Genomic DNA, 22,981 nt, shown 5'->3' on the forward strand with positions numbered 1-22,981 from the left:
TGCTGGCGGCATGGACACGTTCTCTCCCGCCGCCGGTGGCCTGGCCTGGACCTTCGACCCCGACCTTCTGCGCCGGCACGACCGGCCGGGCCCGCGCTACACCTCGTATCCGACCGCGCCGCATTTCCATGATGGCTTCGACGCGCCGGCGCTGCGCCAGGCGATCTCCGACAGCAACCAGCTGGCCCGCGCGCTGTCGCTGTATGTGCATGTGCCGTTCTGTTCCAGCCCCTGCTTCTACTGCGGCTGCAACCGGGTGATCACCCGAGATCGCGGTCGTGGCCACAGCTACGTCTCGCGCGTGCTGGCCGAGGCCGACCTGCTGGCGCCGCAGTTCGATGATGGCCGCGAGGTGATCCAGCTGCACCTGGGCGGTGGTACGCCGAATTTCCTCGATGCCGAGGCGATGACCACGCTGGTGGAAGGGTTGCGCCGGCGCTTCGATTTCAGTGATTCGCCGCAGCGCGATTTCTCGATCGAACTCGATCCGCGCTTCATCGACACCCGCGACGTCGCCATGCTGGCGCGGCTGGGCTTCAACCGGGCCAGCCTCGGCGTGCAGGATTTCGACCCGCAGGTGCAGGAATCGATCAACCGCATACAGGGTGTGCAGCAGACGTTGGACATCCTGCGCGCCTGCCGCGACAGCGGCATGCGTTCGGTCAACGTCGACCTGATCTATGGCCTGCCGGGGCAGAGCCTGGAAGGGTTCGGCCGCACCCTCGAACTGGTGCTGGCGCTGCGCCCGGATCGCCTGGCGGTGTATGGCTACGCGCATCTGCCGCATCTGTTCCGCGCGCAGAAGCAGATCGACGAAAGCCGCTTGCCTTCGCCGGAAGACAAGCTGGCGCTGCTGGGCCTGGCGGTGGAGAAGCTCTCTGCGGCCGGCTACCAGTACATCGGCATGGATCATTTCGCGCTGCCGGAGGAGGATCTGTCACGCGCGCAGCGTGCCGGCCAGCTGCATCGCAACTTCATGGGCTACACCACTCACGCCGATACCGATCTGCTCGGCCTGGGCGTGAGTGCGATCAGCCACATCGGTGCCACCTACAGCCAGAATCCGCGCGATCTGCCGTCGTGGGAGGACGCGGTGGACCAGGGCCAACTGCCGGTCTGGCGCGGCGTGGCGTTGAGTGCCGACGACCAGCTGCGTGCGGAGCTGATCCAGCAGCTGATGTGCCAGGGCGAGGTGGATGGCGTGCTGCTGGGGCAGCGTCACGGCGTGGATTTCGAGCAGTACTTCGCCGAGGACCTGCGTTCGGTACAGCGGCTGCAGGAAGACGGCCTGGCCGAATACCGCGATGGCGTGGTGCGTGCCAGCGAACCTGGGCGACCATTGCTGCGGTTGCTGGCGATGTGCTTCGACCCGTACCTGCGTGCCGCGCACGAGCAACCGCGTTATTCGCGGGCGATCTGAAGGTAGCTTGTGCTGCGTTCGTGTGGTGCCCGGAGCCGGAATCAGAACCCTTTGTGCTGCAATGGTTTTGGCGAAAGGTGGGGAAATTATGGGGCAGCAACGCCGAGGAGATGATCTGGCCTTGGCACGGTGGGCGGGATTGCGCTTGTAGCCGAAATGCCGTTGGCTTGCATTCATAAAGTGCAACCGCCTAGCATTCTCCTACGGTAGGGGGGCTTATGACGGAAGATTTCGACCCAGTCGATGCAGCGACTCGTCTTTTCGAGGCGCTGGCGCAGCTTGTTGATGAATTTACTGAAAAATGGTCCGAGACGAAATTTGTAAGCTACGGCACCTATGGTCCCGTCATCGATGCGGATGATATCCGAGCAAACTTCGACATCATTCGTCAGCGCTACAAGGACTACGACTGGTCAACGGTTGATGTTGAGAGAGCGGCGGTCTTTCTGCCGGACTTGAAGGTCAAGACTGACGAAGCGCGCACCAGGCTCTTGCCATATTTACAGAGTGATCCGCAAGTGATCGCTTCACTGCAGGGACTGATGATCACGCTGGATGTGCAGCTCCAGAGTTTCCTGGATCCAAAGGTGGTCAGTCAGATATGGACCCTTCCAGGAGCGCTCAAGAAGGACATTGACACCGCAAGGAGACGTCTGGATAAGGCGAGTTGGGGTTTGGATGATGTCGATCGTAAGCTCGAAAGAATCGCGTCGGCGTACGATGTTGCAGCGAACCTTGATGCGACGAGGGAAGACCTTGAGCAGGCCTTGGATGACGCAAAGACGGCGAAGGAAAATGCGCTGAAGTGCGAAGGCGCTGCTGCGGAGGCCGTAGGAGGCGCCTCCGACAGCAAGGCGAGGATGGATGAGCTAATGCAAGAAGCAGAGCTCATGATGAAGAAGGTCGGTGCCGCCTACGCTGCTACAACATCTGAGGGACTCGCCAAATCTTTCGACTCCAAGGCTCGATCTCTGGGGAACTCGGTTTACTTGTGGGGAGGAGTGCTGGTTGTCGCTCTTGTCTCAGCAGTTGTCATTGGGTTCGTGCGATTCCCAACGATCTTGGATGCCGCAACGAAGGTAACCAACGGCGGCTGGCCCTTCCTCGTGGCGCAAGTTGCTCTGGCCACTCTGTCTTTAGCGGCTCCCGTTTGGCTAGCCTGGGTTGCCACCAAGCAAACCGGTCAACGATTTAGGCTGTCTGAGGACTATGCGTACAAGGCGGCTCTGGCTGCCGCCTATGAGGGCTATCGGGCCGAGGCAGCGCGCTTGGACGAGGTGCTTGAGGCTCAGTTGTTCTCTATTGCGATGAGTAGGCTTGATGAGATCCCGCTGCGACTCGTAGAGGATCAAGTGTCAGGCAGCCCATTCCATGAGCTGCTGACATCTAAGGAGCTCCACTTGGCCGTCCGCAGCGTCCCGGGGTTCCGTGAGCGACTGGTGGCGATATTTAGGCGGCAGAGGACGGAGTCTGAGCTTGGGAAGGCTGTCATCGCCGAAGCATTGGCCGAGAATGCTACTGGCGGGTGACCCTTCTTTGGTCATCCGCCCACCTCAGGACCTCAGACCTCTTCCACTTCTTCTCGTTTCCAATCTGAAGCGGGGCAGGGAAGCTGGGATGGCACGCTAGCCTTTCGAGGAACCCGCGCCGGTTGGGCTTCCCGTCCGGCGTCGTCAGGCCCAAGAGGACGGCACAGGAATCCGCGCTGAGCCAGCGTTCGCCCTCGATCATCGCGGCCAGGACCGTGATGGTCGGGTCAGGAGCAGACGATTCGGTCACGGCGCCTCCTCAGCCGAATCCAAGATGGTCGGAGCCGCCGTAGGCCGCCGCAAATGGGGCGCGTACTCAAGCCACAGCAGTGCCCCGGCCATCTCTTGGATGGTCTGCTCGAAGGAGTCTCCAGGCGCCACCGAATGGGCGACCTCCGGCCATTCCTGCCCCATCATCTGTGCCGATGCGCGCAGTTCTTTCTTCGCATCTACAAGCTTGCCCTCCAGGCGAGCTTCCGAGCAGATTTCACAGTGGAGCAGCTTATGAAGGAGCCGGGGCTTGTGATCGACAAGCTGTGGCTGAGCTATGAGCGCGCTGCCATTGATGCGGGCCTTCCGAAGCAGAGCTTGGGCGCGGAACTTGTGCTTGGCGGCTGGTCACCGAAAAGTGGGCGGATGGTGGCGACGGCCTACGCCAAGAACGACAGCACTACTCCCGCGATCGTGCAGCAGCTCGATGGGGGCCTGGCCTCGCCAGGTGAACCACTAAGAGGCCGTCCAGACAGTTTTGCGTCGGAGGACGTCTTGGCTGCGGCAAGGCTTCAGGCGAACTACCTCAACGAGGAGACGGGCCGGCAGGTCGCCGGCGGCCGTCTGCTGATTGGGCTCCTCCAGCAGGGCCACGCGGTGATGAAGGACCTTGGGGCGATATGAAGTAGTGTCCCCGCTCGCGCGGGGACGATAATGCTTGTAGTAGTCAGATGGGGATCAATAGCTCTTAAAGCACATCGCCTGAGAGCTTGGTGTTTGGATGCCGACTACTGGCAAACGTACTCCGTAGAGCTTTCGAAGAACCTGTCGTAATAGTCGTTGGGATTATCGCCAGAGCCGAAGTACACAAGCTCTGCACGGTAGTAGTTGGTGACCCCGTAAAGTCCCGGTGTACTACAGGTCGCCGGTATCGGACCCTGGTACTTCTGACCTGCGAAAACGTGGTGATATTCCTGGCAGGAATAGCCGCCGCCAACGCCTTGAGGATCTGGCCTACAGGTGCCGCCACCGTACTTCATGTTGTCAAAACCGGTGTATGCGTCCGTCGGGCACGAGCCAAGCCCTTCCGAACCCCAGTCGCCGTACAAATAAACTCCGCTCGGCCCGTCCACACCGCCCTGGCAAAAGTTGGTATACGCCACTGGATAAGGCTGGATAGTTTCCGAATCCACCCATAGCAGGCGGCCCGTTGGGACCCACTGACCGGCGAACGCGCTCTGGGCGAAGCCTACCGATAGCAATGCGAGTGACATGCCCAACATCAGGCGGCGCGGGGTGGAGCGGGCAGGCCTGCAATCGTTTTGCGTTGAGTTCACTTCCATCTCTCCATGAGTAGGGTAGTGCTGCACTGCTCGCGCAAGGTCGCAACAGTAAGACGGGGATGCAATCGGAAAACCGCCAACACGGCTGTAGGTGAAGCCCTACGCCGTAGTGCGAGAGGCACCCTTGCAGGGGAGTCTGAGTGGTTAAGAATGTCAATTGGTTGGATCGCAGTGGTTGAGACGGCCGGTCGTATCCTTCCTGCCATGATCTCCTCCACCTACCAAGGCTTCCGCACCGGGCCGATCCCGTCTGGGTGGGTCCAGACAGGGGAGCGGTGGGATTCGTGGTGGAATGGGCGTTCGGTCGCCAATATCACTCCGGCGCCCGGTCGCGGCGTCCGGCTTCACTTGGATGCGCGAAAGATCTTCGAGACCAAGAAGGTTTTTGCCGCCAGCGTGTCTCAGGGTAAGCGCTACGCCGAGCGCTGGTGCGCCGCCAGGCTGTATCCGGAGATGCGCCTGCGCGCGGCCGTGGCTAGGTTGCTGGATGCCCCCCCAAGCGAACCGCTTGAACCGCTGCCCGGCCTGCCGCCGACCTGTGAGCAGCAGCAACAGGCCCGGCGCCTGGCCGAGGCGACGGTCGCCGCTACGGCACGCGTCAAGGAAGCACTGGAGCCGCCCAAGCCGCCGGCAGCCAAGCCCCGGCCGAAGGACGCCCGCAAGGCCTGGGCCGGTCCGCGAAATGTCGAAAAAGTTCAGCTTTGATGCGTTGATTTACGCGTTTGTTCTGCTAGACGCCGCCGTCTTTACATTGTTGCCAATGTGCGTAGTGATTCCCTTTTCTTTGTATATGCTCTCATAAACAATCTTGATGGCACATCGGTCTAGAGCTTGATAGACCGCATTCCACTCGTTCTCATTGTCGGAATGAATTTTAAGCATTTTTTGCTCGGCTCCTGCTGCGATGGCTGCGTCCTTTTCTAGGATCATCCAACTGTACTTGGTTCCCTTTGAGGTGCCTGCGCACAAGTGACTTGAAAACGAGTCTGATTCTTTCTCGATCAGTAGGTTGTAAGTCTCTCCGTCAAAAATGGCTTCAGCCTCTTTAAGGAATGCTGGGCCGAGACCATGATTCGACAGGTACAAGGACATGCTTGGTCCGTCAAGGATCGTGTTAAGTGCTGGCTTGGAGCTGAGGCGATTATGACTTCTTTGAAGGATGCTTGAATAAATCGTAGCGAAAAGAGCTAGCAGGGCGATGAAGGCAGAAATGATTGCCACCCAGTCAGACGATGAGAGTGTGTCTGGCGACGGATGTTCGCTCTGAATAATGTACTTTACTGTCCTGGTAATGGTGTTACTTCCGTTGTTCATCACTTGTCTCTGGCGTAGTGGAATGCAGCGGAGGTGTCGCTGTCACCTTCCGGACCAAGATGTGTATAGTGCTTTTCTGTCGAGGTGTGCGCCGTTTCACATCTTGAGTGCGGTATGTAAGCAGCCTCTCTGATGATGGGGCACGATGAGCGCATCATCCCAGCTGACGGGCGATCTCAGAAGCAGGCTCGTGGTAGTAGATCATCAAAGACTTGAGGTCCCGATGTCCGATGATTCGGGCCAGCTGGAGGATGTCCAACTTTTTTGAGAGCCTCCAGATGGCCTCAGCTCGGCTGTCGTGGAAGTGCACTTCGCGATGGCCCGTCGAGTCGCGGACCTTTCGCCCCGCGCGTCGCCGTTCTTCGTTTTCGGCAAGTGCACGTACTGCTCGGACAGATGCACATTCGGCCAAGTCAGTGAGAGGAGCTCACCGGACCGCATTGCGGTCTCAAGCGCTAGGAGGAACGCCAAGCCCGTCCGCTGGGTGGCCGTCTCCGCGGACAGACCCTTGTCGAGCCCGAACGCTGCGATCAGGTCGGCTTCCTCAGTTGGAGATACGCGTCGCGCGCGGCCTTTAGGCTGCTGCGGCCAGCGAACGTCCGACATGGGGTTTTGCTTGATCCACTTCCATTCCCGGCGCGCAGTCTCGAATACGGACCGCATCAGGTTCATTTCGCGAGCAACCGTCCCAGGCTTGACCTGCCTAAGCCTTCCATCCCGCCAAGCGATGATGTCCGAACTGCTGACTGTCGCAATTCGCCTGTCCAAGAGAGGCAGCGATCGTTCCCAAGCAGCGATGCGTACCGACTCCCACCGTTCGCCAGCTCGCTTGGGCGCCTCTTCCTTGACGTAGCGGCGCATGGCGTCGCGCAGCGACTTGTCGGGCAGCTTCCCACCTCGAAGTTCTGCCTCTCGCTCAAGAGCCCACTTCGCTGCTTCTTGCTGTGCTTGGTAGTGGAGTCGCGAACGACCGCCACATACACCTGCACGCGCCACTTGTTCTCCGATCTTTGGATGCTGGCCATGGCCGCATCATATGGGGAATTCTTGGGGAGAGTAGCCGGGCAAGTCCGGGCAAATCGTGGTGATCGCGGAAATTCCGATCACCCAAAGTGCCTGATTTCGTGCCGAATCGGGGTGAACACGTTGGCTCCCCAAAACATGCAATGGTGCCCGGAGCCGGAATCGAACCGGCATGGGGTTGCCCCCGGCGGATTTTAAGTCCGATGCGTCTACCAGTTTCGCCATCCGGGCCTGCAGCGCGGCGCCGATTGTAGCCCACCTGCGGTGCCGCGACCGGATTGCATCACGGCGGCGGCGTGCTTAACTGTCGATCGCATTCATGTCATAGTCCCTGCCATCGTTCCCAGGGGGGGAGCCACCTGATGTCGCTGCACGCGATTGCCTATGCCAGTGAGGCCCGCGCCGATCTGCAGACAACCGATCTTGACCGCCTGCTGGCCGACGCCACGGCATTCAATCGTGTAGCCGGTGTCACCGGTGTCCTGATGTTCGACGGAGCACGCTTCCTGCAGTATCTCGAGGGCCCGGAGGACGGCATCGATTCGGTGTTCCAGCGCATCCTCAACGCGCGCAGCCACGTGCAGCTGAAAGTGCTGTGCCGTGCACCCGTGGTGCAGCGCGCATTTCCGCGCTGGTCGATGGGCACGCGGCGGATCGAGCCGGAGCTGCTGGCGCAGATTGTCGATGCCGCGTGGCCCGGCTTCCTGCTTGGCAGCGGTGGATTCGAGCGCCTGCTGCAGGCCTGGACCGGCGCCGACGGTGAACTGGAACCGGCCGCGGTGGCGTTGGGGTCCTGAGCCCGCCTTGGCGGCAGGGCGCCGGGGCCGGTAGGCTGTAGCCTTTCTGGCGCAGGTTTCCCGGAGTGGTGCAGCAGATGAGTGTGTTGGCCGAAGCCATGGCAGCGTATGTGCGATCGCATCCGTTGCACGGGATGTGCCGATGAGTGCGCCGGTTGCGGCGGCCAGCGCCCCCCGGTTTGCGGTGATCGGCCTGGGTTATGTCGGCCTGCCTTTGGCGGCGGCGTTTGGCCGGCAGTGGCCGACGTTGGGCTTCGATATCGATGCCGGTCGCATCGCCGAGCTGCGCAGCGGCCAGGACCACACGCTGGAAATGGAAGCCGACGAGCTGGCCAGTGCGCAGCTTCTGCAGTACGGCAGCGATCCGGCATTGCTCGATGCCTGCAATGTCTACATCGTCACCGTGCCGACCCCGATCGATGCTTACGAGCAGCCTGACCTGGAGCCCCTGCGTTCGGCGACACGACTGATTGCCAGTCATCTTCGCGCCGGCGATCTGGTGATCTACGAGTCCACGGTGTACCCCGGCACCACCGAGGAAGTGTGCGTGCCGCTGCTGGAACAGGGGTCGGGCCTGCGCTTCAACGAAGACTTCTATTGCGGCTACAGCCCGGAACGGGTCAGTCCCGGCGACCGCCAGCGGCGCCTGGCCGACATCCGCAAGATCACTTCCGGCTCGACACCGGAAGTCGCTGTGGTGATTGATGGTCTCTACCAGCGCATCATCGCCGCCGGTACGTTCCCGGCCCCTTCGATGCGCGTGGCTGAAGCGGCCAAGGTGGTCGAGAACATCCAGCGCGACGTCAACATCGCGCTGGTCAACGAGCTTGCCCTGATATTCGATCGGCTCGGCATCGATACCCAGGACGTGCTCGACGCCGCCGGCAGCAAGTGGAATTTCCTGCCGTTCCGGCCGGGGCTGGTCGGCGGTCACTGCATCGGCGTCGATCCGTATTACCTGCTGCACAAGTCAGAGAGCGTGGGCTACCACCCGGACCTGATCCACACCGCACGGCAGGTCAACAACCGCGTCGGCGAGCACGTGGCCGCGCGGGTGCTGGCGATGCTGGCCGAGCGTGGCCGTGCGCCGGCGGACGCACGCATCCTGGTGCTGGGCGTGACCTTCAAGGAGGATTGCCCGGACCTGCGCAACAGCCGCGCGCTGGAACTGGCGCAACGGCTGCGCGATGCCGGCGCGCAGGTAGAGGTCAGCGACCCGTGGGTCGGCCCGGCGGCATTGACCGGCGAGGGCCTGGATTGGCTGGCCGAGCCCGGGGCAGGGCGCTATGACGCGGTGGTGCTGGCGGTGGCCCACGCCCGTTTCAAGGCGATGGATGAATCCGCAATCCGGGGGCTATTGGCGCCGGGTGGCCTGGTCTACGACGTGAAATCGGCCTGGCCGCGCAACGTGGTTGACGATCGCTTGTAAGCCCGGGCAGCGAACGGCGCGGTAGACTCGGGGCAGTTGCAACCGAGGAAAGCTATGCACCGGTATATCGTCTACCTGCTCGCCATCCTGATGTTCCCGATATGCCTGTGGCTGGCCACGATCTGGCCGGCCTGGTATTGGGGCGTCGGCCTGACTGCCGCGATGGTGGCGCTGGGGACCTGGGACCTGCTGCAGAAGCGCAGCACGCTGCGTCGCAATTATCCGGTGATGGCGCACTTCCGCTACGGGCTGGAATCGATCGGCCCGGAGATCCGCCAGTACTTCGTGCAGAGCGACCTGGAAGACGTGCCGTTCTCGCGCCAGCAGCGGGCACTGATCTACCAGCGCGCCAAGAACGAGATGGACACGGTGCCGTTCGGCACCCTGCGCAGCACCTATGCGGTGGACTACGAGTGGATCAATCATTCACTGGCACCGACCGCCATCGCCAAGCATGACTTCCGCGTGTTGATCGGCCCGAACTGTGCCAAGCCCTATTCGGCCAGCGTGTTCAACATCTCGGCGATGAGCTTCGGTTCACTGTCGGCCAATGCCATCCGCGCGCTGAACGAAGGCGCGCGCCAGGGCGGCTTCTATCACGACACCGGCGAGGGTTCGATCTCGCCCTACCACCGCGAGATGGGCGGTGACCTGGTATGGGAGATCGGCTCGGGCTACTTCGGTTGCCGTGACGAGAAGGGCGGTTTCAGCGAGGAGCGCTTCGTTGCCAATGCCACCCATGATCAGGTCAAGATGATCGAGATCAAGCTGTCGCAGGGCGCCAAGCCCGGCCACGGTGGCGTGCTGCCGGCGCCGAAGGTGACCGCCGAGATCTCGGTGACGCGTGGCGTGCCGATGGGAGTGGACTGCGTGTCGCCGTCGCGTCACTCGGCGTTCTCGACGCCGGTTGAGCTGCTGCAGTTCGTCGCGCGCCTGCGCGAGCTGTCCGGTGGCAAGCCGGTCGGCTTCAAGCTGGCCATCGGCCACCCGTGGGAATGGTTCGGCATTGCCAAGGCGATGCAGGAAACCGGGTTGCTGCCGGATTTCATCGTGGTCGACGGCGCGGAGGGCGGCACGGGTGCGGCACCGGCCGAGTTTGTCGACCATGTCGGCGTGCCGATGCACGAGGCGCTGCTGCTGGTGCACAACACCCTGGTCGGCCTCGATCTGCGCGATCGCATCCGCATCGGTGCGGCCGGCAAGATCACCAGTGCGTTCGACATCGCGCGGACCATCGCGCTGGGGGCCGACTGGTGCAATGCCGGCCGAGGCTTCATGTTCGCGCTGGGCTGCATCCAATCACTGAGCTGCCATACCGACAAGTGCCCGACCGGTATCGCGACCCAGGATCCCGCGCGCTGGAAGCATCTGGATGCACCGGACAAGGCCACCCGTGTGTACAGCTACCACGAGCACACGCTGCATGCGTTGAAGGAACTGCTGTGTGCCGCGGGCCTGAACGATCCGGCCGAACTGGGGCCGGAGCACATCCTGCGTCGTGTCTCGCCGGTGGAGATCCGTTCGCTGGCCTCGCTGTACCGTTACCTGGAACCGGGCGAGCTGCTGCACAAGGTGCCCGACCATGCGGTGTTCCATGCGTTCTGGGCCGATGCACGCAGCGATTCCTTCCAGCCGCCGCCGAAGATCCAGGCACTGCGTGCCAGCAAGTCGCGATAACGGCTCTGTAGAGTCGAGCCATGCTCGACTGCCTTTCGATCAGGCATCGCGACGTTGGAACGAAGAACAGCCGAGCATGGGCTCGGCTCTACAAGGAGAGTCATGCAGTTCAGGACCGGCACCATGGATGATGTGACCACGCTGTGGGCGCTGCGAACGCGTTGCGTGCGGGAGACCTGCAGCAGTCATTACCCGCCTGAGGTCATTGCGCCCTGGTCTGCCTCGCCGCCACCGTCGCAGTACGCGCGGCTGTTGTCGCAGGGTGGCTGCGTGGTGGCCGAGGACGAGCAGGGCGGTCTGCTCGGCTTTGGCGTGTTCGATGCCGATGCCAATGAAGTCGATGCGTTGTTCGTCGATCCGGATCGTGGCGGCAAGGGCATCGGCCAGGCGCTGATGCAGCGCCTGCTGGCGATGGCCGATCCTGGGCGCGAGGTGGTGCTGTCAGCCTCGCTCAACGCCGTGCCGTTCTATCAGCGGCAGGGGTTCATCAGTGTGCGCGAAGAGGCCTACCCGCATCCCAGCGGCGTGGCGCTGGCTTCGGTGAGCATGCGCCGGCCGTGGTGAGTGCCCGTTTTCTGCGTTCTGTAGAGCCGAGCCCACGCTCGGCTGCTTTTGATTCAAGCCGAGCGTGGGCTCGGCTCTACAGGCAGCGCAGTCGAGCATGGCTCGACGCTACAAGGCAGGCGTCACCGCTCCGCCAGCCACCCGATCACGCCTTCCGCAGCGCGCAGGCCACTGGCGTAGCACGCGGTCAGCAGGTAGCCACCCGTCGGTGCCTCCCAGTCCAGCATCTCGCCGGCACAGAACACGCCGGGCACTGCCCGCAGCATCAGGCCATCATCCAGCGCACCCAAGCGCACGCCGCCGGCGGTGCTGATCACTTCGGCCATCGGCCGGGGACGCAGCAGGCGCAGCGGCAGGCGCTTGAGCGTAGCCGCCACGGCAGGCAGATCATTGCCCGCTTCTTTACCCAGAATCTCGAACACCAGCGCGGCTTTCACTGCATCCAGGCCGGCCTGGCGGCGCAGGTGCTCGCCGAAGCTGCGGCCCTTGCGCGGGCGTGACAGATCGGCCAGCAGGCGCGCCTCGTCACGGCCCGGCACCAGGTCCAGCCACAGCATCGCGTGGCCATCGCGGTTGATGGTCTCGCGCAGGTCCGCCGCCAACGCATAGATCAGGCTGCCTTCGATGCCGTACTCGCTGGCCACGCATTCGCCCTGCAGCGACTGTGGCTGTCCGGCCAGGTCGATCCAGTGCGCGACCACCGGCTTCAACGGCGCGCCGGCATTGCGCTGGGCGAAGAATGGGGTCCAATCCACGTCGAACCCGCAGTTGGCCGACTGCAGTGGTGCGATGTCCACGCCACGGGCCTGCAGTGGCGAGACCCAGGTGCCGTCGCTGCCCAGCTGCGGCCAGCTGCCGCCGCCCATGGCCAGCAGGGTGGCATCGGCATGTACTTCAACGGCGCCGTCTTCGGTTTCAAAGCGCAAGGCGCCGTCGTCACGCCAGCCGATCCAGCGGTGGTTGGCGTGCAGGCGCACACCCTGTTCCTTCAACCGGCGCACCCAGCCGCGCAGCAGCGGCGCTGCCTTGCGGTCGACCGGGAACACGCGGCCAGAGCTGCCCACGTAGGTCTCCACGCCGAAGCCGGCGGCCCAGTCACGCAGTGCCTGCGCGTCGAAGTCATCCAGCCAGCTGCCGACCACGGCAGCCTGCTCGCGGTAGCGGCTGTCGAACAACGGCCGCGGATCGGAATGGGTGAGGTTGAGTCCGCCCTTGCCGGCGATCAGGAACTTGCGTCCGGGCGATCCCTTTGCCTCGTACAGGTCGACTTCCAGCCCAGCGGCGCGCAGGCGCTCGGCGGCGAACAGGCCGGCCGGGCCACCGCCGATGACGGCGACCCGATGGGGCAGTGCGGTATTACGGTTTGACATCGAGCAGCTCGACGTCGAACACCAGCGACGAGCCAGCCGGAATCGGGCCAACCCGGCGGTCGCCGTAGCCGTAGTCCGGCGGGATCATCAGCGTGCGCTTGCCGCCGACCTTCATGCCGGCCACGCCCTCATCCCAGCCGCGGATGACCTGGCCGGCGCCGAGTGCGAAGGTGAACGGTTCGCCACGGCTGACCGAGCTGTCGAAGGTCTTGCCGTGCTTGGTCTCGGTGCGGTTGTCGTAGATCCAGCCGGTGTAGTGCACGGTGACCTTGTTGCCGGCAACGGCCTCGGTGCCGGTGCCTGGGACGGTATCGATGCGCTCGAAGGTGGTCAGGGTGCCACCCGGCGGCGGGCCGGACGGTTCGGTCGAGCAGCCAACGGCGGCGAGGGACAGCAGCAGGGGAAGCAGCAGGCGGCGCATCGGGCGTCTCCGGAAGGGCGCAGGGCGAGGGCGGCAAGGGTAGCGCATCGGCGCCGGGTATCATGGGGGCATGGCAAAACTCCTGCTCAATCTGCGCAATGTCGGTGACGACGAATATGCCGATGTCTGCACGCTGCTCGACCAGCACGGCATCGCCTGGTATCGCACCGAACCCAGCCCCTGGGGCATTTCCAACGGCGGCCTGTGGCTGCGCGAGGACGCCGATCATCCGCGTGCGAAGGCGCTGATGGCGGAGTATCAGGCCGAACGCGGGCCGCGGATCCGTGCCGAGCGCGAGCAGGCGTTGCGCGAGGGGACGGCGGAGACGTTCGGCAGCCTGTTCCGGCGCCGACCGGGGTATGTGGTGCTGGTGCTGCTGGCGATGGCCGGTGCGGCGGCGCTGGTGCTGCTGCCGTTCGTGTTGTTGCGGGGATAAGGGGGTTCGGCCGGGTTGCACCCGGCACCCGCAGAGGCAACGGCAACGGCAAAAGCTGGTTCCCGTGGGATGGCGCGGCTGTTGGTAGGTGTCGACCTTGGTCGACACAGCAGACCCACGCCATGCGTGGATGAACGGGTAAATCTGACCCTGGGGCACTCTGGCGCTAAAATGGCGGGATGATCGCCAATACCGCTGCCTACCATTTCGCCGTCATCGACGCTCCCCAGGCCCTCTGCGACCAGCTGCTGGCGCGTGCCGAGGCGGCGGAGCTGCGCGGCACGATCCTGGTGGCGGGCGAGGGGCTGAACCTGTTCCTGGCCGGTGCGCCAGAGGCGGTCGAGGGTTTCTACGTGGCACTGCGTTCTGACGCGCGCTTTGCCGATATGCGGGTCAAGACCAGCCTCAGTGAGCATCAGCCGTTCGCGCGGCTGAAGGCCAAGGTGAAGGACGAGATCATCAGCTTCCGCCGTGACGACGGCCAGCCATTGGACTATCCGCGCGCGCCGGCGATCGATCCGGCCACGGTGCAGCGCTGGTTGCGGCAGGGGCATGATGACGCCGGCAAGCCGGTGGTGATGCTCGATACGCGCAACCTGCAGGAAGTGGAGTACGGCACCTTCAAGGATGCGCTGGTGCTGCCCATCCACAAGTTCACCGACCTGCCCGAGGCGCTGGCGCCGCACCGCGAAGCGCTGAAGGACAGCACCGTGGTCAGTTTCTGCACCGGCGGCATCCGCTGCGAGAAGGCCGCGCTGTGGATGTTCAATGACGGCATGGACAATGTGCTGCAGCTCGATGGCGGCATCCTCGGCTACTTCGAGGAGGTGGGTGGCGAAGGCTACGAAGGCCGCTGCTTCGTGTTCGATGAGCGCGTGGCGCTGGACGCCGAGCTGAAGCCGATGGTGGACCAGCCGCTGCCGGAGCCGCGCCCCAGCGCGTTCTGACCGCGCTTCTGTAGCGCCGAGCCCATGCTCGGCCGCTGTTGGTCGACGAAAGGCAGCCGAGCATGGGCTCGGCTCTACACGATCCGGTGGGCGCTGGACCTGCCCCACGGGAATCAGCATCCCGCCACCGTCACTGGCCGCGGCGCCTGGCCGTCCCCATGCATGGGGGATCCTGTGACGGAAAAACGCCTGATGATCCCGTTGTCGATCCTTGACCTGGCCCCGGTCTGCGAGGGCAGTGACACCACAGCCGCTTTCGCCAACATGCTGGAACTGGCCCAGCACGCCGATGCGCTGGGCTACCGCCGCTACTGGCTGGCCGAACACCACAACATGCCCGGCATCGCCAGCGCGGCCACCGCTGTGCTGATCGGCCATGTGGCCGGGGGCACAAAGCGCATCCGCGTCGGTGCCGGCGGCATCATGCTGCCCAACCATGCGCCGCTGCAGGTGGCCGAACAGTTCGGCACGCTGGCCTCGCTGTATCCGGACCGCATCGACCTCGGCCTGGGCCGTGCGCCCGGCACCGATCAGCCGACCGCGCGTGCACTACGCCGCTACTTCGACAGCGCCGACCAGTTCCCCCAGGATGTGCGCGAGCTGCTGCACTACTTTGAGCCGGTGCAGCCCGGGCAGGCGGTGCAGGCGGTTCCGGGTGGTGGCCTGCGGGTGCCGACCTGGATCCTCGGTTCCAGCCTGTTCGGTGCGCGCATGGCCGCCTCGATGGGCCTGCCGTATGCGTTCGCCTCGCACTTCGCGCCCGACGTGATGGACGAAGCGTTGGCGGTGTATCGCCGTGAATTCCGCCCCTCGGCCACGCTGAAGCAGCCGCACGCGATGCTGGCCCTGAACGTCGTTGCCAGCGACAGCGAGGCCGAATCGCGCCGCCTGTTCACCAGCCAGCAGCAGAGTTTCGTGAACCTGCGTCGCGGCCGGCCGGGCAAGATTCCGGCACCCATCGACGACATCGAGTCCTTCTGGGAGCCGCACGAAAAACTGGGCGTGGAGCGGGCATTGGCCTGCACCGTGCTGGGCGATCCGAAGCAGGTGGCCGAAGGCATCGCAGCCTTCGTCGACCGGCACAAGCCGGACGAGCTGATGCTCACCGCCAACCTGTACGACCACCGCGCGCGCCTGCGTTCGTTCGAACTGGCGATGCAGGCCTGGCACGCCCGCCACGCGGGCTGAACAATTGCGTCACGGCCTGTTGCGGCCGATCCGCGTCTGATGGGGGCTCCCACTTCTGGAGTCCCCACCATGGCCGAGACCCGTGCCGAACACATTGCCCAACTGGCCGAGCTGATCAAGGACGTGGAGGTGGCCATGTTCACCACCACCGGCGTCGACGGGCGACTCTACAGCCGGCCGCTGGCCACCCAGCAGGTCGCCTTCGACGGTGACCTGTGGTTCGTGATCACCGGCGACAGCCCGAAGGTGGCCGAGATCGCGCTCGATCCGCGCGTCAACGTGGCCTACGCCTCGCCCTCGAAGAACACCTACGTGTCGGTGGCGGGGCGGGCACGCGTGGTCGATGATCGCGCGAAGATCGAGGAGCTGTGGTCACCGGCGATGAAGCTGTTCTTCCCCGGTGGCAAGGATGACCCCAACCTTCGCCTGATCCATGTGCGCGCCGACAGTGCCGAATACTGGGATGGCCCGGGCACTCTGCTGGGCACGGCGCTGAGTTTCGTTCTGTCGGCGGTGCAGGACGAACCGGCGGCGTTGGCCGACAACGGATTCATCGATCTGCGCTGAGGGCTTCGGCCCGCCGGGCCATGCCCGGCGGGCGCTGGAACAGCAATCAGAACCAGCGCTGGAACAGTTCCACCGTATAGCCCACCAGCTGCCCCGAACTGAAACCGAAGAACGCGATCGCTGCCAGCGCCGCGATCCAGTTGAACAGCATCAGCGCGCCATCGCGTTCCAGCAGCGCCAACGAGAACAGAAGCAGCTGGAAGCCGAACAGGAAGTTGGTGAAGGGAATCGGCAGCGACAGCAGCAGGCCCAGCAACACCAGCAGCAGGCCGCTGAAGGCGTGGGCGGGCAGCGGTGTCAGCAGCTGCGGCAGGCGCGGTTTCAGCATCTTGTCCAGGCGCCGCAGCGGGCGGTCGATGCGGTCCAGGAAGCGATGCATGGTGCCGCGCTTCGGCCCGCGGCGGGCAATGAAGCCCGGCAGCCACGGCCGGCGCAGGCAGAACAGCATCTGCAGGCCGATCAGGATCACCAGTGGACCGCTGACCGCACCGCCCATGCCCGGAATCGGAATGAACGAGGGCAGGATGGCCACGAACAGGAACACGCCGAACGCGCCCTGCTGCAGGTTGCACAGGATCTGGCCCAGCGGCATGTGCTCGGCCGGATCGCCGGAGGCGAACATCTCCAGCAGGGTGCGGATGCCTTCGTTGCGGTAAGCCGGGCGCTCGGCGCCCGGACCCTGGCCGGCCTCAGGCGGTGAGCTCATCGGCCTGCTCGTCGGACAGCGTGCGCAGCAGCAGCTTGTCCACGCGCGCACCGTCCAGGTCGACCACTTCGAAGCGCCAGCCAGCCCAGTCGAAGTACTCGCCGGCGTGCGGAATGCGGCCGAAGTAGTGGATGCACATGCCGGCCAGCGTGTAGTAGTCGCCGTCCTCGGCGTCGGGCAGGTCGTTGCTGCCGATCAGTTCGCGCACGTCTTCGATCGGCAGTGAGCCGTCCACCAGCAGCGAGCCGTCCTCGCGGGTCACCACCAGCGCATCTTCGTCGGCGTTCTCCACCGCCTGCAGGCGGCCGACCACGGCACCCATCAGGTCGCTGATGGTCACCAGGCCCTGGATCTCGCCGTACTCGTCCACCACCAGCGCCATCGACTGCTGTTCCTCGCGGAAGATCTCCAGCAGCTTCATCGCGTGGGTTGATTCGGAAACGTACAGCGGTTCGCGCAGGGTCTGGAACAGCGCGTTGTCGCCGCGCGCCATGCGCGTGGCCAGCGATTTCAGTTCGAGCACGCCGACCACGTCCATGTCGTTGTCGCGGTACACCGGGTACCGCGAGAACTCGTGCTCGGCCATGATTTCCAGGTTGCGCTCCAGCCCGGCCTGGGTGTCGAGCCAGGCGATGCGGTTGCGCGGGGTCATCAGGCTGTCGGCGGTGCGGTCGCCAAGGCGCATCACGCGGTTCATCATGTCGCGCTCGTGGGCGTCGATCACCCCGGCCTCGTGGCTCTCGGCCACCAGCATGCGGATCTCTTCTTCGGTCACCGAGGCGACTTCATCCTTGCCCAGGCCGAACAGGCGCAGCACCAGCTGGGTGGTCTTGGACAACAGCCAGACGAAGGGCAGGGCCAGCTTGGCCAGCCAGCTCATCGGCATGGCAACCAGGCCAGCGATGGCTTCCGAGCGGGTCAGTGCCAGGCGCTTGGGCACAAGTTCGCCGAAGATCAGCGTGATGAAGGTGATCAGGCTGACCGCCAGCGTGGTACCGACATTGCCGGCGTAGGCAAAGCCCGGCATCAGGCCCTGGATCCAGCCTGCAAAGGCCTCGCCCAGCGCTTCACCGCCGAGGTAGCCGGTCAGCACGCCGATCACGGTGATGCCGATCTGCACGGTGGACAGGAAGCTCTCCGGCTTCTCCGACAGCTCCAGCGCCTTGGCGGCACGTTTGGAGGTGGCGGCCATCTGCTTCAGGCGGCTCTTGCGCGAGGTCATGACCGACATCTCGGACATGGCGAAGAAGCCGTTCAGCAGAACCAGCGCGAAGACAATCAGGATCATTTCAAACACGGGCATCGTCCCCGGTTGGTGGCAGGGAGGGCGGGTGCTTGCGATGGCGGCTGGCGCTCAGGAACAGGGTCCGGCGCGGCGCAGGGGGATAAGGGTCGTCGTCCATAAGGTGCGCCCGAAGGCGCGCTGGCATCTTAGCAAAGGGGCGTGGCAGGGTGGCAACCGCCTGTTCAGGTTGGGGGTTCCAGAGCCCCGAAAGGGGGCAGGGATACCCGTGATGGTCATCTAGCCGTCATAATTCCGTCTGGTGCCGTCCTTCCCGCGACGGCTGACAGGTTTCTCAATGTTCTCTCTGCAGACCATTTTCGGTTCCGGCAAACAGTTCTACACCCTGCTCGATGAGGCTGCCGTCGCGGCTTCCGACGCCGCCAAGGCGCTGCATTCCATGCTGCGCGAGGCCGACCGCCAGCCCGCGCTGGACGCTTTCAAGCTGGCCCGCCTGCGCGAACGCGCGGCCTCGGACAAGATCAGCCAGGCGCTGGTGGACAGCTTCATGACCCCGATCGAGCGCGAAGACATCGAAGCGCTGGGCTCGGCCCTGTACAAGATTCCGAAGCAGATCGAGAAGTTCGCCGATCGCTATTCGCTGGCCACGACCCACCTGGAACACATCGACTTCGCGCCGCGCGCGGCGATGCTGGAACAGGCTGCCGGCGTGGTGGTGGAGATGGTGGCCGACCTGCGCCACATGAACCTGGACCGGATGACCGCGCTCAACGAGAAGCTGCGCTCGCTGGAGAACGAGGCCGACCGCCTGATGCTCGAGTTGTACCGCGACATCTACTCCTGTCGCCTGGACAACCTGCAGATGTTCCTGCTGAAGGAATTCTTCGAGATCCTGGAAAAGGCCATCGACCGTTGCCGCGAGGCTGGCGTGGTGGCGTACCAGATCGTGTTGAAGAACAGCTGACGGACGCCGCCGCATGTTGACCCTTGTCCTGGTGGTGATCCTGGCCGCACTCGTTTTCGAGTTCATCAACGGCTTCCACGACACCGCCAACTCCATTGCCACCGTGGTGGCGACCAAGGTGCTCTCGCCCGGTTGGGCGGTGATGCTGGCCGCCTTCATGAACCTCATCGGCGCGTTGACCGGTACCGCGGTGGCGCTGACCATCGCGTCTGGCCTGCTCAACACCAACGTGGTCGACGTCACCCCGCAGGTGATCCTGTGCGCCCTGCTGGGCGGCATCATCTGGAACCTGATCACCTGGTGGAAGGGCCTGCCGTCCTCGTCCTCGCACGCCCTGATCGGTGGCCTCTGCGGCGCCGGCCTGGCTGCGGCCCACAACAACTGGGACGCCCTGATCTGGTCCGAGCGCCTGGGCAGCTGGGCGCAGAACAAGGGCCTGTTGTGGAAGGTGTTCGTGCCGATGATCACCTCGCCGATCGCCGGCTTCCTGCTCGGCATCGTGGTGATGGTGCTGCTGTGGGGCCTGATTGCCGGCCTGGCCAAGATCGGTGGTGCCATCGGCCGCCTGGCCCGCCCGCGCATTGTCAACGCGTTCTTCGGCAAGGCGCAGATCGCTTCCGCGGCCTACATGGGCTTCGCCCACGGCCACAACGACGCGCAGAAGACCATGGGCATCATCGCCATGACCCTGATCGGTGCCGAAGCCACCGGCGCACTGAACGACCTGCCGTCCTGGCTGGCCTTCATGCACCCGGACGCGCACGCCGGTGACGGCATCGCGATGTGGATCGTGCTGACCTGTGCGGTGGTGATGGCTGCTGGTACCGCTTCGGGTGGCTGGAAGATCATCAAGACCCTGGGCCACAAGATGGTCAAGCTGCACCCGATCCACGGCTTCGCCGCGGAGACCAGCTCGGCCACCATCCTGACCCTGGCCGCCCACTTCGGCATGCCGGTCTCGACCACGCACAGCATCTCCACCGCGATCATGGGCGTCGGCTTCGCCAAGAACCCGCGCTCCCTGAAATTCGGCGTGATCGAACGCATCGTCTGGGCCTGGATCCTGACCATCCCGGCTGCAGGTGGCTGTGCGTACCTGATCCTGAAGCTGTTCGAGCTGTTCGGCTGGACCTGATCGCCACGCCAAGGTTGCAAACGAAAAAGCCCGCCGATATCCGGCGGGCTTTTTCATGGGCAAAGAATTTTTCCGCACACATCGTGTCGACCAAGGTCGACACCTACCAGAGCAGAAGCAGGGATCCGATCCCGTGCCGACCAACGGTCGGCACCCACCAACAGTCGGCACCCACCAACAGCAGCAGGAACCTGTCAGCGGCGGGGTGGGGTGGATATGCAGGACCGTTGGCGCCATGGATGGCGCCATCGAGCCCCCATGGACGGGTTTACGGCGTGTCCTGCATATCCACCCCACCTCGCCAGCCCTCAGGAAGCCAGCTTTTGCCGTTGCCGTTGCCGTCAGCGGGTGCCGGGCCGCAGGCCCGGCCGAACCCCTCAATTACGTTGGAACAACGCCTGCACATCCCTGCGGAAGGCCGCCTGGCTGTCGGCCCGGCTGTAGAACATGTGCCCGCCCGGATAACTGCGCACCTGCACCCGGTCCGGATTGCTGCCCATCGCCGGCATCTGGTCCACCGTCAGGATCGACCCCATGAACGGGCACGACAGGTCGTTCCAGCCATGCACGATCAGCACCTGCAGATGCGGATCGATCGCCACCGCCTGGCGCAGCTGGGTCACCGCGCCCTGGCGCAGCTCGCCGTTGCGGTCCCACAGCCGGTTCACGTCGTAATTCAGCGCCTGGTAGCGCGCATCCACCTTCCAGCCGACCACGCGCGTCACGAAGTCGACCATCGCCGTGGTGGTCGGCGCAATGATGCTGTCCAGCAACGGATCATTGGCGCGCTGCTCCGGATCATTCGGGAACGGATCGAACGCGGTCACGTTCGAGTCGTAGCGGCTGCCCAGCGTGCCCTTGTCGCGGAACACCTCACGCAGATAGGCCTGCGTCTCCAGGCGGCCACCGGCGCGGCGCACGAACTGCGGGTCCAGCCCGGTCAGCTCGGTTACCCGGCGCAGCATCGCCTCGGTCGCCTGCGGGTCGCTGCGGCCCTTCATCAGCGCGGTGGCGTAGTCGCCACGGGTGTACTCCACCACGTCACGCATCGCTGCATCGGTCAGCTTGCCCTGGCGCTCCAGGTGCGCGGCGGCGATCGACGGCAGTGTCTGCATCCATGCCATCGGCGAGACATCGGCGTTGTCTTCCAGGGTCGGGCTCAGGTAGGGCGAGACCAGCACCAGGCCGTTCATCGCCACGCCCAGCCGCGTCTGCAGGAAGTGGGTGATGCGGGGGCCACGGTAGCCACCGTAGCTCTCGCCGGTCAGGTACTTGCGTGCGCCCATGCGCTGGTTGCGCAGCAGCCAGTCGTAGATCGAGCGCGACAGGTACTCGATGTCAGCGCTGGGGTTGTACAGCTGCTTCTTCGCTTCGTCATCGCCGATGCGCGCGCGGCTGAAGCCGGTGCCGACCGGATCGATGAACACCAGGTCGGTGAAGTCCAGCCAGGTGCCGGGGTTGTCGTGCAGCGTGGCGGGTGCCGAGGCGCTGTCACCCTCGGAGCCGAAGGTCACCACCTTGGGTCCGATCGCGCCCATGTTGAGGTAGACCGACGATGCCCCCGGGCCGCCGTTGAGCGCGAAGGTCACCGGCCGGTCCTTGCCCGGCATCGTATAGGCGGTGAACACCACATCGGCGATCACCTTGCCTTTCGCATCACGCACCGGCAGGGTGCCGACGGTGGCGGTGTAGTCCAGGGTGCGGCCGGCCAGGCGCATGCTCTGGCGGGCCGAGGCATCGGCGGGCAGCGCAGGTGCTTCGGTCTTGTCGTCTTTCGGATCGGGCTTGGCCTCGGCGTCAGGCGCGGCCAGCACGCTGGCAGGGGCGATGAGCAGGCCGACGCAGAGCGCGGCAGTATGCAGCAGGGACTTCATGGCACCGGATTGGCAGCGGAAGGGGGTTCCGATGCTAGGCCGGTGGCGGGCATGCCGTATGTGTCCAAAGGCATGCCCGCGCGTCGAGGCCGCCACTGGCCAGATTGGGTCAAGCGGGCAGAGGAGTGCGCACGTCGTCGTCGGCCAGCAGGCCGTATACCGCCGAATCGGACAGTTCGCCCTGGATGCGCCAACGCTGCCGCAGCACGCCCTCCAGGTGAAAGCCCAGCCGTTCAAGCACGTGTGCCGAGGGCCGGTTGCGCGGGTCGACTTCGGCTTCCACGCGATGCAGGCGCAGGGTCTGGAACAGGTAGTCCAGCAGGTGCTGCAGCGCTTCGTGCATGTAGCCCTGGCCCTGCCTGTCGGGGGCCAGCAGGTAGCCGATCTCGGCACGTGCGGCATCGCGGTCCAGGGCGAACACCACGCAGATGCCCAGCAACGGTCCGTCCAGCGTTTCGCGCACGGCCAGCTTGAGCTGGGTGCCGGTGGCCTGTGCGGCCAGGTCATCGTCGATCTGCGCACGCGCCTCGGCCGGTCGTGTCCACGCCGGGTGGTTCCAGAACCGCATCACGTCCGGATCGGACTGGATCGCGAACAGGGCGGCCGCATCGTCGCGGCGGATCGGGCTCAGGACCAGGCGTGCGCTGTGCAGCGGCAGGCCCGGGAACAGCAGCGAGTGGCTGGCCAATACGATGGTCCACGCGGATGGACGCGCATTATGGCGCCGCCGGGTTTGCCGATGGGGGCGGGATCTCTGTAGAGCCGAGCCGATGCTCGGCTGCCCGGCACGGCGCGGAATGCAGCCGAGCGTGGGCTCGGCTCTA

The 22,981-nt window shown here is 64.6% G+C and carries 23 protein-coding genes and 1 tRNA gene; 14 read left to right on the forward strand and 10 right to left on the reverse strand.

The genetic code is table 11. The features are described from left to right. The first annotated feature begins 10 nt into the window (after positions 1 to 10). The 3 genes from hemN (at position 11) to ACW5IY_RS08305 (ending at position 3,843) form a co-directional block, all read left to right on the forward strand. Positions 11 to 1,420 carry an oxygen-independent coproporphyrinogen III oxidase gene (gene hemN / locus ACW5IY_RS08295; protein ID WP_049436603.1) on the forward strand — a complete coding sequence of 470 codons (1,410 nt, stop codon included), beginning with the start codon at positions 11 to 13 and terminating at the stop codon, positions 1,418 to 1,420. Between the two features lie 218 nt (positions 1,421 to 1,638). Next, positions 1,639 to 2,949 carry a hypothetical protein gene (locus ACW5IY_RS08300; protein WP_049436585.1) on the forward strand — a complete coding sequence of 437 codons (1,311 nt, stop codon included), beginning with the start codon at positions 1,639 to 1,641 and terminating at the stop codon, positions 2,947 to 2,949. Positions 2,950 to 3,333: 384 nt separating this feature from the next. Then, positions 3,334 to 3,843, forward strand: a complete 510-nt coding sequence (locus tag ACW5IY_RS08305) for a hypothetical protein (RefSeq protein ID WP_152906253.1) — start codon at positions 3,334 to 3,336, stop codon at positions 3,841 to 3,843. 104 nt (positions 3,844 to 3,947) lie between these two features. Here ACW5IY_RS08305 and ACW5IY_RS08310 read toward each other — a convergent pair whose 3' ends face one another. Continuing rightward, the gene (locus ACW5IY_RS08310) at positions 3,948 to 4,502 is read right to left on the reverse strand and encodes a hypothetical protein (protein WP_049436587.1); all 555 of its coding nucleotides are present in this window, start codon (positions 4,500 to 4,502) and stop codon (positions 3,948 to 3,950) included. A 204-nt stretch (positions 4,503 to 4,706) separates the two neighbouring features. On the opposite strand from ACW5IY_RS08310, the gene ACW5IY_RS08315 reads away from it, so the two are divergent. Continuing rightward, entirely contained in the window at positions 4,707 to 5,207 is a 501-nt protein-coding gene (locus tag ACW5IY_RS08315; protein ID WP_152906252.1) for a hypothetical protein, read from the forward strand. Positions 5,208 to 5,216: 9 nt separating this feature from the next. Here ACW5IY_RS08315 and ACW5IY_RS08320 read toward each other — a convergent pair whose 3' ends face one another. The 3 genes from ACW5IY_RS08320 to ACW5IY_RS08330 form a co-directional block, all read right to left on the reverse strand. Continuing rightward, positions 5,217 to 5,816, reverse strand: a complete 600-nt coding sequence (locus ACW5IY_RS08320; RefSeq protein ID WP_152906251.1) for a hypothetical protein — start codon at positions 5,814 to 5,816, stop codon at positions 5,217 to 5,219. Positions 5,817 to 6,020: 204 nt separating this feature from the next. Further along, complete coding sequence (locus tag ACW5IY_RS08325) at positions 6,021 to 6,677, reverse strand: tyrosine-type recombinase/integrase (protein WP_457327158.1); 657 nt, start codon at positions 6,675 to 6,677, stop codon at positions 6,021 to 6,023. 306 nt (positions 6,678 to 6,983) lie between these two features. Then, positions 6,984 to 7,070 (reverse strand) — tRNA-Leu (locus ACW5IY_RS08330). Between the two features lie 131 nt (positions 7,071 to 7,201). Here ACW5IY_RS08330 and ACW5IY_RS08335 point away from each other — a divergent pair. From ACW5IY_RS08335 to ACW5IY_RS08350, 4 genes are all read left to right on the forward strand, one after another. Then, positions 7,202 to 7,636: a BLUF domain-containing protein gene (locus ACW5IY_RS08335; protein ID WP_010486035.1), complete on the forward strand. Its 435-nt coding sequence runs from the start codon at positions 7,202 to 7,204 to the stop codon at positions 7,634 to 7,636. Positions 7,637 to 7,778: 142 nt separating this feature from the next. After that, positions 7,779 to 9,065, forward strand: coding sequence for a nucleotide sugar dehydrogenase (locus tag ACW5IY_RS08340; protein ID WP_049436591.1), 1,287 nt, complete (start codon positions 7,779 to 7,781; stop codon positions 9,063 to 9,065). A 54-nt stretch (positions 9,066 to 9,119) separates the two neighbouring features. After that, positions 9,120 to 10,742 (forward strand): FMN-binding glutamate synthase family protein, encoded by a 1,623-nt coding sequence (locus ACW5IY_RS08345; RefSeq protein WP_043402155.1) that lies wholly within the window; start codon positions 9,120 to 9,122, stop codon positions 10,740 to 10,742. A 102-nt stretch (positions 10,743 to 10,844) separates the two neighbouring features. Beyond that, complete coding sequence (locus ACW5IY_RS08350) at positions 10,845 to 11,306, forward strand: GNAT family N-acetyltransferase (RefSeq protein ID WP_049436592.1); 462 nt, start codon at positions 10,845 to 10,847, stop codon at positions 11,304 to 11,306. Between the two features lie 122 nt (positions 11,307 to 11,428). On the opposite strand, the gene ACW5IY_RS08355 is transcribed toward ACW5IY_RS08350, so the two are convergent. Together ACW5IY_RS08355 and ACW5IY_RS08360 are read right to left on the reverse strand one after the other, a co-directional pair. Beyond that, the gene (locus ACW5IY_RS08355; protein WP_049436593.1) at positions 11,429 to 12,676 is read right to left on the reverse strand and encodes a TIGR03862 family flavoprotein; all 1,248 of its coding nucleotides are present in this window, start codon (positions 12,674 to 12,676) and stop codon (positions 11,429 to 11,431) included. Further along, on the reverse strand, positions 12,663 to 13,097 hold the full coding sequence (locus ACW5IY_RS08360; protein WP_004152813.1) for an FKBP-type peptidyl-prolyl cis-trans isomerase: 435 nt from the start codon (positions 13,095 to 13,097) through the stop codon (positions 12,663 to 12,665). Before ACW5IY_RS08360 ends, ACW5IY_RS08355 begins: the two co-directional genes overlap by 14 nt. Before the next feature lie 70 nt (positions 13,098 to 13,167). On the opposite strand from ACW5IY_RS08360, the gene ACW5IY_RS08365 reads away from it, so the two are divergent. The 4 genes from ACW5IY_RS08365 to ACW5IY_RS08380 all read left to right on the forward strand — a co-directional run bounded on the left by ACW5IY_RS08365 (position 13,168) and on the right by ACW5IY_RS08380 (position 16,235). After that, positions 13,168 to 13,533, forward strand: a complete 366-nt coding sequence (locus ACW5IY_RS08365; RefSeq protein WP_010486017.1) for a DUF6164 family protein — start codon at positions 13,168 to 13,170, stop codon at positions 13,531 to 13,533. Positions 13,534 to 13,712: 179 nt separating this feature from the next. Continuing rightward, positions 13,713 to 14,480, forward strand: coding sequence for a sulfurtransferase (locus ACW5IY_RS08370; protein WP_049436594.1), 768 nt, complete (start codon positions 13,713 to 13,715; stop codon positions 14,478 to 14,480). A 192-nt stretch (positions 14,481 to 14,672) separates the two neighbouring features. Further along, entirely contained in the window at positions 14,673 to 15,668 is a 996-nt protein-coding gene (locus ACW5IY_RS08375) for an LLM class flavin-dependent oxidoreductase (RefSeq protein ID WP_049436595.1), read from the forward strand. Between the two features lie 69 nt (positions 15,669 to 15,737). Then, positions 15,738 to 16,235 carry a pyridoxamine 5'-phosphate oxidase family protein gene (locus ACW5IY_RS08380; RefSeq protein WP_019338431.1) on the forward strand — a complete coding sequence of 166 codons (498 nt, stop codon included), beginning with the start codon at positions 15,738 to 15,740 and terminating at the stop codon, positions 16,233 to 16,235. 46 nt (positions 16,236 to 16,281) lie between these two features. Here ACW5IY_RS08380 and ACW5IY_RS08385 read toward each other — a convergent pair whose 3' ends face one another. Continuing rightward, on the reverse strand, positions 16,282 to 16,941 hold the full coding sequence (locus tag ACW5IY_RS08385; RefSeq protein WP_049436596.1) for an exopolysaccharide biosynthesis protein: 660 nt from the start codon (positions 16,939 to 16,941) through the stop codon (positions 16,282 to 16,284). Further along, the gene (locus ACW5IY_RS08390; protein WP_049486951.1) at positions 16,925 to 18,244 is read right to left on the reverse strand and encodes a hemolysin family protein; all 1,320 of its coding nucleotides are present in this window, start codon (positions 18,242 to 18,244) and stop codon (positions 16,925 to 16,927) included. Before ACW5IY_RS08390 ends, ACW5IY_RS08385 begins: the two co-directional genes overlap by 17 nt. A gap of 277 nt (positions 18,245 to 18,521) precedes the next feature. On the opposite strand from ACW5IY_RS08390, the gene ACW5IY_RS08395 reads away from it, so the two are divergent. Both ACW5IY_RS08395 and ACW5IY_RS08400 read left to right on the forward strand, forming a co-directional pair. Beyond that, on the forward strand, positions 18,522 to 19,148 hold the full coding sequence (locus tag ACW5IY_RS08395) for a DUF47 domain-containing protein (protein WP_457327159.1): 627 nt from the start codon (positions 18,522 to 18,524) through the stop codon (positions 19,146 to 19,148). A gap of 13 nt (positions 19,149 to 19,161) precedes the next feature. After that, positions 19,162 to 20,283 carry an inorganic phosphate transporter gene (locus ACW5IY_RS08400; protein ID WP_006431323.1) on the forward strand — a complete coding sequence of 374 codons (1,122 nt, stop codon included), beginning with the start codon at positions 19,162 to 19,164 and terminating at the stop codon, positions 20,281 to 20,283. Between the two features lie 377 nt (positions 20,284 to 20,660). Here the strand turns inward: ACW5IY_RS08400 and ACW5IY_RS08405 are convergent, their stop codons facing one another. After that, positions 20,661 to 22,157: a S10 family peptidase gene (locus ACW5IY_RS08405; protein WP_049435952.1), complete on the reverse strand. Its 1,497-nt coding sequence runs from the start codon at positions 22,155 to 22,157 to the stop codon at positions 20,661 to 20,663. Between the two features lie 109 nt (positions 22,158 to 22,266). Then, the gene (locus ACW5IY_RS08410; RefSeq protein ID WP_049421510.1) at positions 22,267 to 22,845 is read right to left on the reverse strand and encodes a GNAT family N-acetyltransferase; all 579 of its coding nucleotides are present in this window, start codon (positions 22,843 to 22,845) and stop codon (positions 22,267 to 22,269) included. Positions 22,846 to 22,981 lie beyond the last annotated feature (136 nt).

This window comes from Stenotrophomonas sp. C-A, assembly GCF_054030835.1.